This window comes from Halomonas aestuarii (genome assembly GCF_001886615.1).
GTDB classification, from domain to species: domain Bacteria; phylum Pseudomonadota; class Gammaproteobacteria; order Pseudomonadales; family Halomonadaceae; genus Halomonas; species Halomonas aestuarii.
Genome location: NZ_CP018139.1, coordinates 2007677 through 2023336 on the forward strand (window position 1 = coordinate 2007677; position 15660 = coordinate 2023336).

Below are 15660 nucleotides of genomic sequence, written 5' to 3' on the forward strand. Positions count from 1 at the left end.
CTTTAGAGGCCCCCGTTATCCCCGGGCTTCCTGTCACTCTAGGTCGTTCTTCCCGGGATGGGCAACGACCCAGTTTCAGCGATTGCACTGAGACTCGGTCCTGTCGGCGCCCAGGGTGTCGAGGGTATCGAACTGGTGCTCGAACCCCTCCAGCGGCGCGACAGCGATCACGGCGTTGTGGGTGGCAAGAAGAATGGGTTGTCGTAATTGCCCGTCCCAGCCCCGGAAATTACCGCGGACGCCCTTGTAGAGATCGACGGAGAGTTCATCGGACACAAGGGTCGTGTCGACCGCGGTCGGATCGGTGCCTCCGACGGCGCTGACCGCGTCCATCACCGCACGCACCGCCACCCAGCCGGCCCAATCCTCGGAGCTCATGTCGCGATCAGCGAATTTTCGGAAGCGCTGATTAAGTTGGGGAGCCCCGTAGCGCTCAAAGGTCCAGTGCCAGGCCATTGGCGTCAGACCCTCCGAACCGACAACCGGACGCGGATCGTATGTGGCAAATGGGAGGTAGCGGCCAAAATCACCCTGCTCGTCGATCAGCCAGACCACATCGTGCCGCACCCCTCCTGTCAACAGCGCCATGTTGCTTCGGTCCCGGCGGCGTGGGTCGTTCGTCAGCTCGAAGACTCGCTCGTCCACCATGTCCAGTCCGAATTTTTCGGCCGACGTCCTTGCCGCATCGGCCTGCTCGACGTCGCCCTCGGCCGGCCCGTGCAGCAGTAGCACCTTTTCCCAGCCTTGCGCCCGGAGATGCTGTGCCAGTGCATCCGACAGCATTGTGTATGACGGAACCGCGTGAAGAAGGGCCGGCGCGCAATCGGCCCCGCGCCAATGGTTGGATCGGTCGCGGATGTTGATGAAAAGGTCGCTCTCGACACGAGTGGCCAGCACAGCCCGCATCTCATCTGGCGGGAGGTCGAGAAGGATGGCGAGAGGGCGCGGGGCACGCAGGTTCTCCAGCGCCGCCGAAGCTCCACCGGCCGGCACGAGAACCTCCTCCAGATCGAAGGCGACCCCCAGCGCTCGCCCCAGCACCCTTGCGTCGCGCAGAGCCATTCGGGCGCCCTCGACCGGACGGTGCCTGTCCTTGAGTGACAGGCCGGTGTAGAGCGGTTCAGGCTCATAGTAGGGGTCTGCCTCGATCCCGAGGTAGACGAGGCGTGCGACATCATCTGCCGAAACCGGCAGTGCGAAGAACGCGAGGATGACGACCAGTTTAGCGATCATCGATCAGGATATCGTAAGGTACGCGACCGACCGCGACCGATGTGATGGCTCTGAACGTGTCGGTGTCGATAATCGTGACGTCATCGGACAACCCGTTCGCCACATAGAGCCGCTTTTCATCGGCACTAAGCGCCAGCCCCCAGGCTCGCTTGCCGACGAGGACGTAGTCGATCACCTCGCGTTTCGGCACGTCGACCACCGCAACATGGTTTGCCCGCCCCAGTGCGACATAGGCCCGCTGGCCATCTTCGCTGATGATCAGATCCACGGGCGTGACCTGTTCCGGCCGGAAGCCGGTCGGCAGAAACTGGATGTCGTCCACGAGCTTCAGCGTCTCGATGTCGATGATATTGACAATCCCGGCAAGCTCTGCCGATACCCAAAGTTCACGCTCGTCTGGGGTCAGTGCAAAGCGTCTCGGGCGGGTATCCACGAGAATGTCGCGGATCACATCCCCCGCGTCGAGGTCGATGACATGAACGAGGTTTGCCGCCTCGGAGGCTACGAAGACCAGACGGCCGTCCGCGGTGACCTGCACTCCCTCCGGTTCTTCCCCAGTCAGGAACTCTGCCAGAAACTCGCCGGTTGTGACGTCATAAACCGTCGCCGCTGCATCCTCCTCGTTCGATACGATCAGCCTCTTCCCGTCGGGATGAAGGTCGAAGGTCTCGGGTGCAGGCACCCCGGTGATACGGCCCAAGAGTTCGTGGGTGCTGGTATCGTAGATGGCGATCAGATCATCATCGGCACACCCCACAAAGAACTGTGATCGATCGGCGCTGAAATGAATGCCACGCGGGCGAGCGCAGGTCTCGATCGTGCCAACGACCTCGAATTCAGGCGAGAGGATGCTGAGGGTGTTCGACCGCTCGTTGGTGACGATCGCAAGTCCTGATGCGGCCTCAGCCGCTGATGCGGGCAGCAACAGCAGAGGCAAGAGACTCAGCCTTTTCAACGTCCACACGAAAATGTTTCTCCAGCGGCAACCAGTTGTCATCTGTGAAGTGGCCCCATGCTCTGGACCACGTGAAAGGTCATCCAAGCTCTGACCGGCGGATCATGGGCTTCAGGCCGCCTGGGTCGGTGGTTGATTGAAGTACAGCTCATCGGGTGTCACATCGTCCAGTCCCTGGTGCGAACGTCCCTCTGGTTTGTACCAAGCGAAGTAGTGTCCTTGCTCTCGCTTCAGGTGGGGCGCCATCCTTGAACGCCTTCTGGTATACGCGGTCGCCCTTCACCCTGCGCCATAGCCGTTCCATGAAGATGGTGTCCCGGTAGCACTTGCAGTCCATGCCGATCTGCACCCTGTGGGCCTTCAGGACGGCCGTAAGGGCCTGGCCGGCGCGTGATCGGAGCTTAAGCTCCCGGGTGGCCCATGGTGCGCCAGGGCCTTATCCAGGGCGTCGATGCAGAAGTCTGTATCCAGGGTATTGGAGACCCGCCCGGCCAGCAGACGGCGGCTATGCCAGTCCATCACGGTTACCAGTTACATAAACGCGCGCTGGCGGCAGTAGCGGGCGTTCGTTGCCCGGACCTTGTTCGGCCTCTCGGTGGCCAGCCCCCGCAGTCGGTAGGAGTAGCTCCGGTGCCCCTTGCCCGGCAGGCTGGTCCGTGGCCTCGGTTAGGCCATCTGGCACCCCATCTGACAAATCAGGGGAAGACCTGCTTGGGAATGACCCCACGGCCGAACCGGTGTGGGCGTGCGGTCATCCGGCATGACCCATAGAGCCCCTCCCCCTCAGGGCGGCAAGGGCCTGGATTGTTTTGTAACCATCTGAATCTTCGGTTTTTTTGCTCATTATCAGGCTCTATTGGTCGGCCTGATGACAGCTTGGCGCCTGGTCCTGGTTTCGGTGTCCACTTTCTAGTGCGCAGAAAATAATCAACTACTATGAGAGGGCAATAACTACAATACACGCCATGCGAGGAAGCCATCATGAAAAGCCGTGTATTATCCATTGCTGTCGCAATGGTGCTTTGTATCGGGGCATCGGGCGCGAGCGCCCAGGAGGAGACCTCGACAAGTACGCTTTACGGGGACCTGCAGTCGGTCACCCAGAACATGCTCACGCGGGCGTCGGGTGACGGGAACAACTTTCTCCACACCAACGGTAACTACGCACAGACCCGCTACTACCCGGCCAGTCAAATCAACACGGGCAATGTCAGAAATCTGCGTCCCGCCTGGATCTTCCAGACCGAGATCGTGGATACCATGGAAACGTCACCGATCGTCGTAAATGGCATCATGTATGTCACGACGGCGTTCAACCACGTCTACGCACTCGACGCTCGAACCGGCAAGCAGATCTGGCATCACAAGCATGCCATGGGTCCGGTCACAACCTATTGCTGCGGCCCAAACAATCGCGGCGTGGCCGTCTCGGGTGACAAGGTCTTCATGGGCACGCTCGACGCCAAGCTCGTTGCGCTGGACGCAAAAACCGGCAAGCAGCTCTGGGAAACCCAGATCGCCGAGCCCGAGCTCGGCTATTCCGAGACCATGGCGCCCAGCGTGGTAGAAAACATGGTGCTGATCGGCACGAACGGCGGTGAGTACGGTATCCGTGGATTCGTCAAGGCGTTTGATACCGAGACCGGCGAGGAAATCTGGACCTTCCACACCATCCCCGAAGATTCCGTCGGCGTCTGGGCGACGCATGACGCCACTGGCCGCGACATGCACCGTGACATCGAGGCCGAGAAGGCGGCGCTGGCCAGCATGGGCGACCCCTTCGAGACCCTCGGGGGCGGCGTCTGGCAAAATCCGGCTGTCGATCTCGAAACCCGGCGTATCTACTTCGTGGTGGGTAACCCTTCTCCAGACCTCGATGGATCCCTGCGTCCGGGGGATAACCTCTACACCGACAGCCTTGTCGCGGTGGACATGGATACCGGCGAGTATGTCTGCCATTTCCAGTACATCGCTCATGACGTCTGGGATCTTGATGCAGTCTCGCCTCCGATCATCACAACGGTTGCGGACGAGAACGGTAATGACGTAAAGGGTGTGCTCCATGCCGGCAAGACGGGTCATGTCTATGTCCATCATGCCGACGACTGCTCGATGATCCGCTTCTCTGAAGCCATGGTGCCGCAAGAGAACATGTGGACGCTGCCGACTGCCGATGGTGCGCGGATGCTTCCTGGTGCGAACGGCGGGGTCGAATGGTCGCCGATGGCGATCGACCCGAACCATAGGCTTAGCTATGCGATCAACTTACATCAGCCAATGACCTACACGGTCCGCTCTACTCCTTATCCGGAGGGCAAGCTCTGGCTCGGCGGCTCGTTTGACGTAATCCCGGAAGAAGAGCAGTGGGGCAACGTCACCGCGGTCGACTACGACACAGGCGACATTGCCTGGCAGGTCCGGACCGCCGAACCGATGATCGGCGGCGTCCTGGCCACGGCTGGCGGTCTGGTGTTCACTGGCGAAGGCAATGGGCTCTTCAAGGCCTATGATAGCTCTAATGGTGGAGAGCTTTGGCGCTTTCAGGCAGGCGCTGGTGTCAATGCGCCACCCTCCAGCTACACGGTAGAGGGCCAGCAATACATCGTGGTCGCCGCGGGTGGCAACGCTCAGCTAAACTTCAAGCGTGGCAACAACATCATCGCCTTCACGCTTGCAGACTGAGATTTCTCAAAGATGATGGGAAGGGCGGGCTTAACAGTCTGCCCTTGCCTTTTGGGGAGACGGAATAATGAGATTGCCCTTTGCTGCATTGACGCTGACACTTGCCGCATTGCCAGCGATGGCCATGGAAAACTTTGTACTCGAAGATGAAGTCGCGGTCTGCATGAGTTGTCATGGAGAAGAGGGTGTGCCGATAGCACAAGACTATCCCGTCATCTGGGGGCAGCAGTATTTCTATATCTACACCCAGCTTCGTGATTATGGCGCCGGGCGAAGGGACAATGAAATAATGTCCCCTATCGCGGCCAAGTATGACCGGGATCAGGTCAAACTTCTGGCCGAACATTTCGCCGCGCTGACCTGGCCGGATATCCCGGCCGCGATGGAGGATGGCGATCAGCAGGTAGCCCAGAAAGGCGTCACGGGTGGGCAGTGCAGCGCGTGCCATGGAAAGTGGCAGGGCGACAGCCGGATCCCTCGTCTGGCGGGACAGCAGGCCGGATATCTCAAGAAGACGATGCTGGACTTCAAGAACGAGATCCGGATGAACGCGCCCGACAAGATCAGCACGATGAAACAACTCGATGACGCGACGATCGATGCGCTTTCACGCTACCTCGCTACGGTCGACGTCCAGTAGGTTCTCAGGGTCTAAAAAGTGATCGGATCTCGTCGCTGACGGCGAGGTCCGGTGCAGTCATGCCCATGTTGTCGCGAATACCTGGGTCGGCGCCGGCATCCAGCAGATACTCCACCATCTGGGCATGGCCGCGCTCGGCAGCGATCATCAACGCCGTCCTGCCTCGGTCGTCCTGGAGGTCGATCCTGGCCCCGGCGTCCAGCAACGCCGCGGCGACAGCCAGACCATCCGCGGCGGGAGCATCGTTCGAGTGTCCGGCGACCCACATCAGCGCCGTGAGTTTGTGGCCCCAGACCCGGTCCGGATCGGCATCTGCCTCGAGCAGGAGTTCGACACTTGCCGGAAAGGCTCTTCCAGCCGCATAGACCAATGCACCCTTACCGTGACGGTCCTCGGCGTCCGGATCTGCACCTGCTTCCAGCAGCGCCGTGAGCATTCGCCGGTCGCCCTCGAAGGCGGCGGCCATGACGGGGGTTACCCCTTCGCGGTTAGCGAGATTCACGTCCGCGCCCGCGGCGATCAAATAGGACGCCATGCGTCGGCGTCCCTCCTGAACGGCAGCCAGCAGCGGTGACGTGCCCGCCAGGTTGGGGTGATCCAGGGAAGCTCCCCGTTCAAGCAGCGCCGCAACGATCTCATGAGCCCCGTGCGCCGCCGCCACGTTCAGCGGGGTGCCACCGAAGCGGTTCCTCGCTTCGACCGATGCGCCATTCTCGAGAAGACCGAGCGCGGTCTGGGGACAATCCAGTGCCGCCGCTTCGAACAAGGCCTCATTCAGCACTCTGCCCTCAAGGTTCGCGGGCGATTGGGCGATACGAGTGTCGAGCGCTTCGCAGACTCGCGTGACCGGCTGGGCGCTCGCAGCCCCGGCTGCGATGACGAGGAGCGTCACTGCGAGACTCTTCATCCTCATCATTTTACGACAAACACTCCGCTGAACCCCTGCGTTTCCAACCCTTCGACGTAATAGGAATACTCGCCGGGTCGCTGTGGGATAAACCAGATGTCGATTTCACCCTCGTCGTCGAATTCGACGGCGTGGAGCCCGAATGGCTTGACCTCCTTTTCCTCGATGACAACCTGGTCGATCCAGCTTTCTTTGAAGAGCTCCGGGGCAAGCAGCTTGTATTCCTCGAGGCCGTCGCTTGCGATCCTCCAGCGATAGTAGACTCCGGTCTCCACCTCGTAGCGGGTCACCGAGAAGCCTGACACCGCATCCAGAACCAACGGCTCCAATCTGTCCGCCCGGCGTGTTGGATCGCCCTCGGCGGAAGCAGTCGTTGCGAGAGAAACAAGGAGCAACGCAACAGAGATCGATCTGGCAATTTCTGGCATGAGTTTCGCGGTCCCGGCTTTTAACGTCGCGCTGTGACTGAGACGTTAGCACTCGGCCGTGATCTTGCCCAGCCTTTGTGGACACCGGTCAGCGCAAGAAGATGGGGTGGGTGAAGCGCCCTCGAGATGCCGGTGGTCCGGGAAGCTCCCCTTCCGTGAGTGATGGTCTGCAACACGACGGCCCCGCGATCCATCGCGGGGCCGTTCCTCCACAGCGTCGTCCCGATAGATCAGCGTGACAGGGCGGCCACCACGGAAATCTCGACCAGCAGCTCCGGGCTTGCCATGCGGGCCTCCACGCAGGCCCGTGCCGGGGCCTTGTCCTCCGGCACCCAGGCGTCCCAGACGCGATTCATGCCGTCGAAGTGCGCCATGTCCTTGAGGTAGAGGGTCGCGGAGAGCAGGTGCTCCCGGTCGCTGCCGACGCTCTCCAGCAGGGCGTCGACCTTGGCCAGCATGGTCTCGGTCTGGCCGGTGATGTCGGCGTGACGGTCCTCGGCCACCTGGCCGCACAAGTAGACGGTGTCGTGGTGGACGACGGCGCGGCTCATGCGCACGCCGGTCTCGAAGCGTTGCAGGGTCATCTCAATTCCTCGTCAAAGTATCGGGTTCGCTCAGGCTGGCCAGTTCCCCCAGGCTGAGCGGCTTGATCGGGGGGCGGATGTGGTAGTAGCCGACCGCATCGACCGTCTCGCTGCACTGGTCGGCGATGACCTGGGAGACGGTCAGTCCGCACAGCCGTCCCTGACAGGGGCCCATGCCGGCACGGCAGAAGGCCTTGGCCTGGTTGGGGCCTCGGCAGCCGGCATCGGCGATGCGGCGCAGCTCCCCCGCCGTGACTTCCTCGCAGCGGCAGACGATGGTGTCGTCCTCGGGGACCAGGTAGCGCCGAGCCGGCTGGTAGAGCACGTCCAGGAAGGGGCGGATGGCCAGCTGGGGTGCCAGGCGAGTGCGCAGGGGGGAGGCCAGCCGGTCTCTCGCCTCGGCCTCGAGGTGACCCAGCTGTTCGGCGATTGCCAGGGCCGCCAGGCGGCCCGCTTCCTCGGCGGCCTGGGCGCCGGCGATGCCGCCGGAATCGCCGGCCACGAAGACCCCCGGGCGAGACGTCTCGCCCCAGGCATCGAGCCGTGGCCGCCAGCACTGTTGGGTCTCGTCCCAGTCGTGCGCCAGCTCGAGTGCGCGGGTCAGCTGGACGTTGGGTACCACGCCCTGGTGCACCAGCAGGGTCCGGCACTCGCGCTCCTGCGAGCGGCCCGCCTGCCGATAGCGCAGGTGCGTCATGCGCTCCCCGTCGCGGGACAGGGCCTCGAGGTCATCGACCCCCTTGAGGTGGGGGATGCCGGCGCGGTGAATCTCCCGGAGCAGCCCTAGGCCCTTGGCCAGCAGCCGCGGGTTGCGCAGCGCGCCGGCGAGATGTCGCGCCGCGCGACGCCAGTTGCCGCGCGGTGTGGTATCGAGGAGCGCCTCGACGGTCACGCCGGCCCGCGCCAGCTGGGCGGCGATCAGCAGCAGCAGGGGGCCGCTGCCGGCCAGCACGATGGGCCCGGGCGGGACCATGGCGCTGCTCTTGAGCAGGGTCTGGGCGGCCCCGCCGGTCATCACCCCCGGCAGGGTCCAGCCCGGGAAGGGGACCGGCCGTTCCTGAGCGCCGGTGGCCACCAGCAGCCGCCGGGTGCGCAGCCGCTGGCTGCGGCCCTCTCGGGAGACGTCGAGGCTCAGGTCGTCTTCGACGCCCCACACGGTCGTGCCCGGCCAGTAGTCCGTGCCGGCGTCCTCGAAGGCGTGGAGCAGGTCGCGGCCGTGATAGTAGTCCTCGCCGAGGATGCGTTCATCCTCCAGGGGGGTGCGCCCGATGGCCCGGTAGATCTGGCCACCGGCCTCCTCCTGCTCGTCGAGCAGGGCGCAGCGCAGCCCCTGCCGGCCGGCTTCCGCGGCGGCGGCCATGCCGGCGGGGCCGGCGCCGATGATGATCAGGTCGTAGTCAGGCGTCGCCATGAGGGCCCTCCCCGTGCATGTCTCGCGCCCCGTGCTGCCGTCGAATCCGCATGCCGTCGCGGACGGCAATCATGCAGCCCTGCTGGTTGGGTGTGCCGTCGATCTCGACCAGGCACTCGAAGCACGCGCCCATCAGGCAGTAGGGCGCACGCGGCGAGCCGCCTGCCGGGGTGGTGCGCGAGGGCAGGAGCCCCGCGGCCAACACCGCGGCGGCGGCGCTGTCGTGCGCCTGCATCTCGACGGGGTCGCCCTCCACGAACACCGTCACCCTGGCCTGGGGGCGGCAGGGCAGGCGTTCAAAGGCTGAAGCGTTGGGCATGGAACACCTCCAGAGGCAGGTCGGTTTCATCGCTGGCGATCCAGTCTGCAAGAGGGCCTTCGTGCAGGGCACCCAGGGTCACGCCGCTGTGGCAGGTCACCAGGTAGGCCCCGGGGCACTCCCGTGACGCCTCGTAGATCGGATAGCCATCCGGTGTCATCACGCGCAACGCCCCCCAGGCGCGCACCATCTTGACGTCGCGCAGCAGCGGGAAGAGACGCACGGCGCGGTGGGCGATCTGGGCCATGACGTCCGTGGTGGTGCCGCTGTCGAAGCCGACGTCCTCCTTGGAGTCGCCGATCTGGACGGTGCCCTCGCCGGTCTGCCGGACGTGGCCGGTGGGGTAGTCGAGGAAGTGACGCACGCGCTCGGCGACCAGCACCTGCCCCCGGTTGGGGAACACCGGCGCCGACAGGCCGACCTTGGGGGCGAGGTCGCGATTGCCCAGGCCTGCGGCCAGCACGACCTTGGCGCATGACCAGACGCCGGCCGGCGTGGTGATCCGGAAGGACTCGCCCCGACGGTCGATGTCCTGGACCCGGCCGCCGTTGTCGATCACGCCGCCCTGGGCTAGGAAGCGCTCAGTCATGGCGCGCAGCAGCAGCAGGGGGTTTAAGTGACCATCCTCGGGGCCCCAGGTGGCGCCGGCGACCTCGTCACCGATGTCGGGGAAGTAGTCGCGCACCTGGTCGAGATCCAGGGTCTCGAAGGGGTAGTCGCCGCCGGCCGCGTCGCGCATGCGGGTCAGCATGTCTGTCCTGGCCTCCAGCTCCTCCTGGGTGAGGCACAGGTAGAGGCCGCCGCGCTGCTCCAGCTGCACGTCGATGCCGGTGGTTTCCCGGAGGCGGCGCGCCAGATCCGGCCAGAGACTCGCCGACAGGCGAGTGACCCGGGCATATTCCGGCATGGTGTCACCCTTGCCCTGGACCCAGACTAGGCCGAAGTTGCCGCGCGAGGCGCGCAGGGCGACGTCCCCCTCGTCGAGCACCGCGACCTTCAGGTCATGGCGCTGCAGGCCCAGAGCGATGGCCATGCCGACCAGCCCGCCACCCACCAGGCACACGTCGGCCGTACGCGAGTCGCTTGTCGTCGCTTGCGTCATCGTGGATTCCTGCGTGATTTGCGTGTGTCGTGACAGGCCCGGCCGGACGGCCGGGCCCAGGCAGGTCAGGGAGTGGCGCGTTCGAGCACGTCGCTGGCCCAGTCGGCACCGATGTCCTCGATGATCTCGGGCCAGACCTGCTCGCGAGCGATCTCCGCGTGGGCGGCAATCTGTTCCTCGCTGACCGGCAGGATGGTGGCCCCGGATTCCTCCAGCAGGCCCTCGTTGCGAGCCTGGTCGGCCTGGGCCGCCTCCCAGCGGGCTGCCTCGAAACTCTCGGCGGCGGTATCGAGCGCCGCCTGCTGGTCCGACTCGAGTTCCTCGTAGATGTCGTTGTTGATCAGCAGGTACCACATCTCGAAGTGGGTGTTGAGCGGCAGGTAGTAGTTGGTGACGTCCCGGAAGGAGGCGTAGTAGCCCTCGGCACCCGAACCCATGATCCCGTCGACCACGCCGGTCTGGATCGCCGTGAAGGCGTCGGAGAACGGCAGGGGCGAGCCGATGTAGCCGGTGTTATCGGCCAGCAACTGGAAGGACTTCATGGGCGGTACCCGCAGTTTCGCGCCCTTGTCGACCGTGGGGTCGGCCGCATTCTCCACCTCGCTGTTGAGGGCGATGCCGCCGAAGTAGACCGGCCAGCCCGCGAGCACGTGGATGTTCTGTTCGGCGTAGAGCGATTCGACCTCGTCACGCATCACGGCGCCGTCCGAGAACATCTGCTTCGCGTCCGACCAGTTCTGCACGAGGTAGGGCAGGTAGGCGAGCTGGAAGCGGGGGTCGGCACCCGATGCCGGCGGCTGCACCGCCATATCGATAGCGCCGAGGCCGACACGCTCCTGCACCACGGTGTAGTCGCCCAGGGCGCTGGCAGGGAACAGCCGGACGTTCAGCTCGCCATCGGTGGCGGCGGCGACGTCTTCGGCGAGCGCCGTGGCGGCCTTGTCGATGGCCGTGTCCTGGGGACGCACGTGGGAGAGCTTGAGGGTCGCGGCTTCTGCCACGCCGACCAGGGTCGAGAGGGCGATGGCGCTGACAAGCAGCTTGGGGGTTGGCATTTTCATTGTTTTCTCCAGGTGTTGTTGCGGGTACTGCATGGGTTACGGGTTTAGTAGCCAAACAGGCCGGGCAGGAACTCGGACAGGTCAGGCCAGGCGGATACCAGCACCACGACCGGGATGTAGCCGAACAGGATGAGCACCATGGCGGGTTTCACCACCTCGGTGAACTTCACCTTGCCGATTCGGGCGCCCAGGTAGAGGATGCTGGCGTAGGGGGGCGTCACCCCGCCCATGGCGGTGTTGACGCCCATGATGGCGGCGAACTGCACCGGGGTGACGCCAAGGGCGTTCATCAGGGGCAGCAGCAACGGGGCAGTGAGGATGATGGCCGTGATGTCGTTGACCACCATGCCGATGCCGAAGAGCAGCAGGTTGATCAACAGCAGCAGGACGAACTTGTTGTCGGTGATCTGGAAGATCAGGTCGACCAGCTGCTGCGGGATCCCTTCCATCACGTAGATCTGGCTGAGCATCAGGCTGAACAGGATCATGATCAGGATGGCGCCGATCGAGGTGGCCGACTCCTTGCCGGCTTCCAGCAGGGTGCGCCAGGTCAGGCCGCGATAGATCATGAAACCGACGGGCAGGGCATAGATGACGGCCACTGCTGCCGCCTCGGTGGGCGTCATGATGCCGCCGTAGATGCCGCCGAGGATGATGACCGGCATCATCAGGGCGGGAATGGCGTGGACGGTGCGTCGGCTTGCCTCTCTCAGGTGCTCGCTCAGCACCATGGGCTCATCCAGGACCAGGTCGAACTTGCGCGACATGAACATGTTGACGAGGCAGAAGTTGAACATGATCAAGAGGCCCGGCCCCAGCGTGGCGAGAAAGCTGGCCAGGATGGAGGTGTCGGTGACCCAGCCGTAGACGATCATGGTCACGCTGGGGGGAATCAGCAGCCCCAGGATGGAAGAGTTGGCGATCAGTGCCGTGGAGTAGGCGCGGGGATAGCCCTTGCGCTCCATCTCGGGGATGAGCAGCGGCCCTACCGCCGCGATGCCGGTCAAGCCGCTGCCGGAGATGGCGCCGATGATGGCGCAGCTGACCGTGGCCACGGCGCCCAGGCCGCCGCGGACCCGGCCGACGAAGATATTGACGAACTTCAGCAGGCTCGAGGCGATGCCGCTGATGCTCATCAGGGTGCCGGCAAACACGAACAGCGGGATCGCCAGGAGGATCGGGTTGGTCAGCTGGCTCACCCCCCACATCGTCAGCCCGCGCATGGTGGCGTCGCCGACGGTGGTCATCACCATCAGGGCCGCACCGAAGCAGTAGGGAAGCGGGACGCCCAGCGTCAGCAGCAGGATCAGGGCCGCGAAGGCCAGCAGCGCGACTTCAATCATTGGGCTTGTCCTTGTTGGCGTCAGTCAGGATCTGGAACTCGTGGACCTCGGCGGTCTCGGGGAAGTCGGGATCTCCGGCGGCCTGGTCGGGTTCGGAGCGCAGGCCGAAGACGTAGCCGAGGTTGCGCACCAGGTGCCAGATGGTGAAGACGATCATCAGCACGAGCCCGATGAACACCGCAGACTCGTAGATAAAGGTCGGCAGGTAGAGCGTCGGGGTCCCCTTGCCCACTCGCCAGGAGTAGGTGAAGAAGTCCCAGGCCCAGGTGGCGAGCCAGATCGAGATGGCAACGCTGAGGCCATCGGCGATGGCCTTGAGGGCGGCCCGGGCGCGCTCGGTCTTGAGGAAGATGTCGAGGACGTTGGCGCGGATCTGGGTGTCTTCGCGGGAGGCGTTGACGCTGCCGAGCAGGTAGAGCCACAGGGTCGGGATCAGCGCCATCTCCTCGAGACCCATGATCGGTGTCTCCAGGATGTAGCGGGTGATGACCTGAATGAACTGACTGCCGGCAACGATGGTGATCAGCAGGGTCAGTGTGTAGCGAAAGAGTCGTTCCATAAGGCCTGTCTCGCTTGTTGTGGTTGTCAGCCAGGGCCGTGGCTTGTGGGTAATCTTGGAAGCGGCGGTATATAACATCAAATCGTTTGTTTGTATGATTTGATAATACAATGTTGTTAACTTGGGGGTGCCATGGCCAAACTGACCTACCGTCAGATCGAGGCCTTCCGGGCGGTGATGATCAGCGGCACGACCAGCGGGGCGGCCGATATCCTCTGCGTGTCCCAGCCGGCCATCAGCCGCCTGCTGGCGGATTTCGAGGACACGGTCGGCGTGACGATGTTCGAGCGCCGCCGGCGTCGTCTACATCCGACGCCCGAGGCCAGGTTCTTCTTCGAGGAGGTCGAGCGCGCCTTCGTCTCGCTGGAGCACCTCTCTCGCGCCGCCGAGGAGTTGCGAGAGTTTCATCTGGGGGCGCTGAGGATCGCCTCCATGCCGGCGGCCTCGGTCGAGTTTCTGCCGGCCCTCGCGGATCGCTTCGGCCAGGCGCATCCGGGGGTCTCGGTCACCCTTCAGGTACGCAGCACCCAGCAGGTGGTCGATCTGGTGGCCAGTCAGCAATTCGACTTGGGCGTGATTTCCGGGATTGCCCTCGACGACCCCGCGGTGGAGGAGCGTACCCTGGCCGACAGTCGGCTGGTCTGCGCGCTGCCGCCGGGGCACCCCTTGTCGGAGCACGAGGTGGTGAGGCCGGGTGACCTGGAAGGGGAGGTGTTCGTCTCGCTGGGGTCAGAGCAGAGCATCCGTCACACCATCGACGGGGTGTTCAATAACGCCGGCGTCAAGCGGCAGCTGCTGATCGATACCCAGCTGCATTACGCCGCCTGTGCCTTCGTGCTGGCAGGCAGCGGGGTGTCGCTGGTCGATCCGCTCACCGCCTGGCACTATCGGCGCCTTGGCCTGGTGGTCAAGCGCTTCGAGCCCCGGGTGGCCTACCGCTACAGCGTGATCTTCCCCAGGCAGCGGGGTCAGTCCGGCTTGACCCGGTCCTTCCTGAAGTCATTGGACAAGGCGCTGGACGACCTGCAGTCGGAGTCCCAGGGGCTCTTCGAGCGACGGCGGCCCTGATGGGCGACAGTGACGGCAAGGGAGAGGGGACTTGTCGGGCTCGTCGTGGACGCCACCAACAAAAAACGGCCACCGCTCCGAGGAGCTAGGTGGCCGTTTCTACTGAATTCTGTGGTCGGAGTAGCAGGATTCGAACCTACGACCTCTGCCTCCCGAAGGCAGCGCTCTACCAAGCTGAGCTATACTCCGATGTTTTCACTGTCGGGCCTGTGGCGACCGACGGAGCGCATTATACGCAAACTGCCCCGGCGTGCAAGCCCTCGGGGCGGCTTTGCGTCGCTCAGTTCTGGCGGTCCACCGCCAGGCGGGCGAGGTGGGCCATGCTGTCGCGGAAGGGGCTCTCGGGCAGGGCCTCGAGCTGTGCCAGGGCCTTGTCGGCCATCTCCACGGCGCGGGCCCGGGTGTAGTCCAGGGCGCCGGTGTCGCGCACGATGCCCAGCACCTCGTCCAGGTGGTCGAGGCCGCCCTGGCGAATCGCCCGCCGGATCAGCTTGCGCTGTTCCGGGGTGCCGGTGGCCATGGCCTGGATCAGGGGCAGGGTCGGCTTGCCCTCGGCCAGGTCGTCGCCGACGTTCTTGCCCATGGCCACGGCATCGCCCTGGTAGTCGAGCAGGTCGTCGACCAGTTGGAAGGCCAGGCCCAGGTAGCGGCCGTAATACTGCAGGGCGGCCTCCTGCTCGGGGCTCGCCTCGGCGAGGATGGCGCCGCTGTGGGAGGCCGCCTCGAAGAGCATGGCGGTCTTGCCCTGGATCGTCTCGAAGTAGGCGGCCTCGTCGGTGTCGGGGTTGCCGACGTTGGTGAGCTGCTGCACCTCGCCCTCGGCGATGGTGCAGGTCGCCCGCGAGAGCACGTCCATGATGCGCATGGAGCCGACCTCGACCATCATCTGGAACGAGCGGGAATAGAGGAAGTCACCCACCAGCACCGAGGGGGCGTTGCCCCAGGAGTCGTTGGCCGTGGCCTTGCCGCGTCGCATGTGCGACTCGTCGACCACGTCGTCGTGCAGCAGGGTCGAGGTGTGCATGAACTCGATCAGGGTGGCGAGGGTGACGTGCCGGTCGCCGGCGTAGCCCAGCGAGCGGGCCGCCAGCAGCACCAGCAGGGGGCGCAGCCGCTTGCCGCCGCTCTCGATGATGTACTGGCCGATGGTCTCCACCAGCGGGATGCGCGAGGCGAGCTGGTCCATGATCGTCTGATTCACGGCGGCGAAGTCGTCGGCGACGGCCGCGTGCAGCGGAGATTCGGGAGCAGGACGGGGCGACGGGGACGGCGGGACGTTGGCGGTCATGGAGGCGGTATCGACGAGTAGGTGGGGCCGGGGCACGCAGTCCCCTTGTGGCCTTGGGTTGCCGGTCATGCTATGGGGCC

Annotated in this window: 15 protein-coding genes and 1 tRNA gene; 3 read left to right on the forward strand and 13 right to left on the reverse strand. The window is 64.5% G+C overall.

The genetic code is table 11. The annotated features are described in order from the left end of the window. Positions 1 to 75: 75 nt before the first annotated feature. Both BOX17_RS09335 and BOX17_RS09340 read right to left on the reverse strand, forming a co-directional pair. Positions 76 to 1233, reverse strand: a complete 1158-nt coding sequence (locus tag BOX17_RS09335) for a type 1 periplasmic-binding domain-containing protein (protein ID WP_071943925.1) — start codon at positions 1231 to 1233, stop codon at positions 76 to 78. Further along, positions 1223 to 2197 carry a PQQ-dependent catabolism-associated beta-propeller protein gene (locus BOX17_RS09340; RefSeq protein WP_164508632.1) on the reverse strand — a complete coding sequence of 325 codons (975 nt, stop codon included), beginning with the start codon at positions 2195 to 2197 and terminating at the stop codon, positions 1223 to 1225. Before BOX17_RS09340 ends, BOX17_RS09335 begins: the two co-directional genes overlap by 11 nt. A gap of 972 nt (positions 2198 to 3169) precedes the next feature. On the opposite strand from BOX17_RS09340, the gene BOX17_RS09345 reads away from it, so the two are divergent. Together BOX17_RS09345 and BOX17_RS09350 are read left to right on the forward strand one after the other, a co-directional pair. Continuing rightward, entirely contained in the window at positions 3170 to 4870 is a 1701-nt protein-coding gene (locus BOX17_RS09345; protein WP_071943931.1) for a pyrroloquinoline quinone-dependent dehydrogenase, read from the forward strand. A gap of 67 nt (positions 4871 to 4937) precedes the next feature. Next, positions 4938 to 5510, forward strand: a complete 573-nt coding sequence (locus BOX17_RS09350; RefSeq protein ID WP_125925538.1) for a c-type cytochrome — start codon at positions 4938 to 4940, stop codon at positions 5508 to 5510. A 4-nt stretch (positions 5511 to 5514) separates the two neighbouring features. Here BOX17_RS09350 and BOX17_RS09355 read toward each other — a convergent pair whose 3' ends face one another. The 9 genes from BOX17_RS09355 to BOX17_RS09395 form a co-directional block, all read right to left on the reverse strand. Further along, complete coding sequence (locus tag BOX17_RS09355; RefSeq protein WP_164508633.1) at positions 5515 to 6402, reverse strand: ankyrin repeat domain-containing protein; 888 nt, start codon at positions 6400 to 6402, stop codon at positions 5515 to 5517. Positions 6403 to 6422: 20 nt separating this feature from the next. Further along, the gene (locus BOX17_RS09360) at positions 6423 to 6845 is read right to left on the reverse strand and encodes a hypothetical protein (RefSeq protein ID WP_071943940.1); all 423 of its coding nucleotides are present in this window, start codon (positions 6843 to 6845) and stop codon (positions 6423 to 6425) included. Positions 6846 to 7075: 230 nt separating this feature from the next. Continuing rightward, the gene (locus tag BOX17_RS09365) at positions 7076 to 7429 is read right to left on the reverse strand and encodes a RidA family protein (RefSeq protein ID WP_071943943.1); all 354 of its coding nucleotides are present in this window, start codon (positions 7427 to 7429) and stop codon (positions 7076 to 7078) included. Position 7430: 1 nt separating this feature from the next. Beyond that, positions 7431 to 8840: an FAD/NAD(P)-dependent oxidoreductase gene (locus tag BOX17_RS09370; protein ID WP_071943946.1), complete on the reverse strand. Its 1410-nt coding sequence runs from the start codon at positions 8838 to 8840 to the stop codon at positions 7431 to 7433. After that, positions 8827 to 9159 (reverse strand): (2Fe-2S)-binding protein, encoded by a 333-nt coding sequence (locus BOX17_RS09375; protein WP_071943949.1) that lies wholly within the window; start codon positions 9157 to 9159, stop codon positions 8827 to 8829. The genes BOX17_RS09370 and BOX17_RS09375 overlap by 14 nt, the downstream gene beginning before the upstream one ends. Next, positions 9137 to 10261, reverse strand: a complete 1125-nt coding sequence (locus BOX17_RS09380; RefSeq protein ID WP_071943952.1) for an NAD(P)/FAD-dependent oxidoreductase — start codon at positions 10259 to 10261, stop codon at positions 9137 to 9139. The genes BOX17_RS09375 and BOX17_RS09380 overlap by 23 nt, the downstream gene beginning before the upstream one ends. A 65-nt stretch (positions 10262 to 10326) precedes the next feature. Beyond that, a complete protein-coding gene (gene dctP, locus BOX17_RS09385) occupies positions 10327 to 11322 on the reverse strand; it encodes a TRAP transporter substrate-binding protein DctP (RefSeq protein ID WP_071943954.1) in 996 nt (331 codons plus the stop codon). A gap of 44 nt (positions 11323 to 11366) precedes the next feature. Then, complete coding sequence (locus BOX17_RS09390) at positions 11367 to 12665, reverse strand: TRAP transporter large permease (RefSeq protein WP_071943957.1); 1299 nt, start codon at positions 12663 to 12665, stop codon at positions 11367 to 11369. Further along, positions 12658 to 13224, reverse strand: coding sequence for a TRAP transporter small permease (locus BOX17_RS09395; protein WP_071943960.1), 567 nt, complete (start codon positions 13222 to 13224; stop codon positions 12658 to 12660). The genes BOX17_RS09390 and BOX17_RS09395 overlap by 8 nt, the downstream gene beginning before the upstream one ends. A gap of 132 nt (positions 13225 to 13356) precedes the next feature. On the opposite strand from BOX17_RS09395, the gene BOX17_RS09400 reads away from it, so the two are divergent. Further along, positions 13357 to 14292 (forward strand): LysR substrate-binding domain-containing protein, encoded by a 936-nt coding sequence (locus BOX17_RS09400; protein WP_071943964.1) that lies wholly within the window; start codon positions 13357 to 13359, stop codon positions 14290 to 14292. Positions 14293 to 14404: 112 nt separating this feature from the next. Here the strand turns inward: BOX17_RS09400 and BOX17_RS09405 are convergent. Together BOX17_RS09405 and ispB are read right to left on the reverse strand one after the other, a co-directional pair. After that, positions 14405 to 14481: transfer RNA gene (locus tag BOX17_RS09405), tRNA-Pro, on the reverse strand. Positions 14482 to 14572: 91 nt separating this feature from the next. Further along, a complete protein-coding gene (gene ispB, locus BOX17_RS09410; protein WP_071943967.1) occupies positions 14573 to 15580 on the reverse strand; it encodes an octaprenyl diphosphate synthase in 1008 nt (335 codons plus the stop codon). Positions 15581 to 15660: the final 80 nt, after the last annotated feature.

Bases quoted from the DNA above. Each gene is read 5' to 3' on its own strand.
- BOX17_RS09400 (WP_071943964.1), top strand. From the start codon at position 13,357: ATGGCCAAACTGACCTACCGTCAGATCGAGGCCTTCCGGGCGGTGATG.
- ispB (WP_071943967.1), bottom strand. From the start codon at position 15,580: ATGACCGCCAACGTCCCGCCGTCCCCGTCGCCCCGTCCTGCTCCCGAA.
- BOX17_RS09365 (WP_071943943.1), bottom strand. From the start codon at position 7,429: ATGACCCTGCAACGCTTCGAGACCGGCGTGCGCATGAGCCGCGCCGTC.
- BOX17_RS09390 (WP_071943957.1), bottom strand. From the start codon at position 12,665: ATGATTGAAGTCGCGCTGCTGGCCTTCGCGGCCCTGATCCTGCTGCTG.
- BOX17_RS09345 (WP_071943931.1), top strand. From the start codon at position 3,170: ATGAAAAGCCGTGTATTATCCATTGCTGTCGCAATGGTGCTTTGTATC.
- BOX17_RS09380 (WP_071943952.1), bottom strand. From the start codon at position 10,261: ATGACGCAAGCGACGACAAGCGACTCGCGTACGGCCGACGTGTGCCTG.
- dctP (WP_071943954.1), bottom strand. From the start codon at position 11,322: ATGAAAATGCCAACCCCCAAGCTGCTTGTCAGCGCCATCGCCCTCTCG.
- BOX17_RS09360 (WP_071943940.1), bottom strand. From the start codon at position 6,845: ATGCCAGAAATTGCCAGATCGATCTCTGTTGCGTTGCTCCTTGTTTCT.
- BOX17_RS09350 (WP_125925538.1), top strand. From the start codon at position 4,938: ATGAGATTGCCCTTTGCTGCATTGACGCTGACACTTGCCGCATTGCCA.
- BOX17_RS09370 (WP_071943946.1), bottom strand. From the start codon at position 8,840: ATGGCGACGCCTGACTACGACCTGATCATCATCGGCGCCGGCCCCGCC.
- BOX17_RS09335 (WP_071943925.1), bottom strand. From the start codon at position 1,233: ATGATCGCTAAACTGGTCGTCATCCTCGCGTTCTTCGCACTGCCGGTT.
- BOX17_RS09375 (WP_071943949.1), bottom strand. From the start codon at position 9,159: ATGCCCAACGCTTCAGCCTTTGAACGCCTGCCCTGCCGCCCCCAGGCC.
- BOX17_RS09395 (WP_071943960.1), bottom strand. From the start codon at position 13,224: ATGGAACGACTCTTTCGCTACACACTGACCCTGCTGATCACCATCGTT.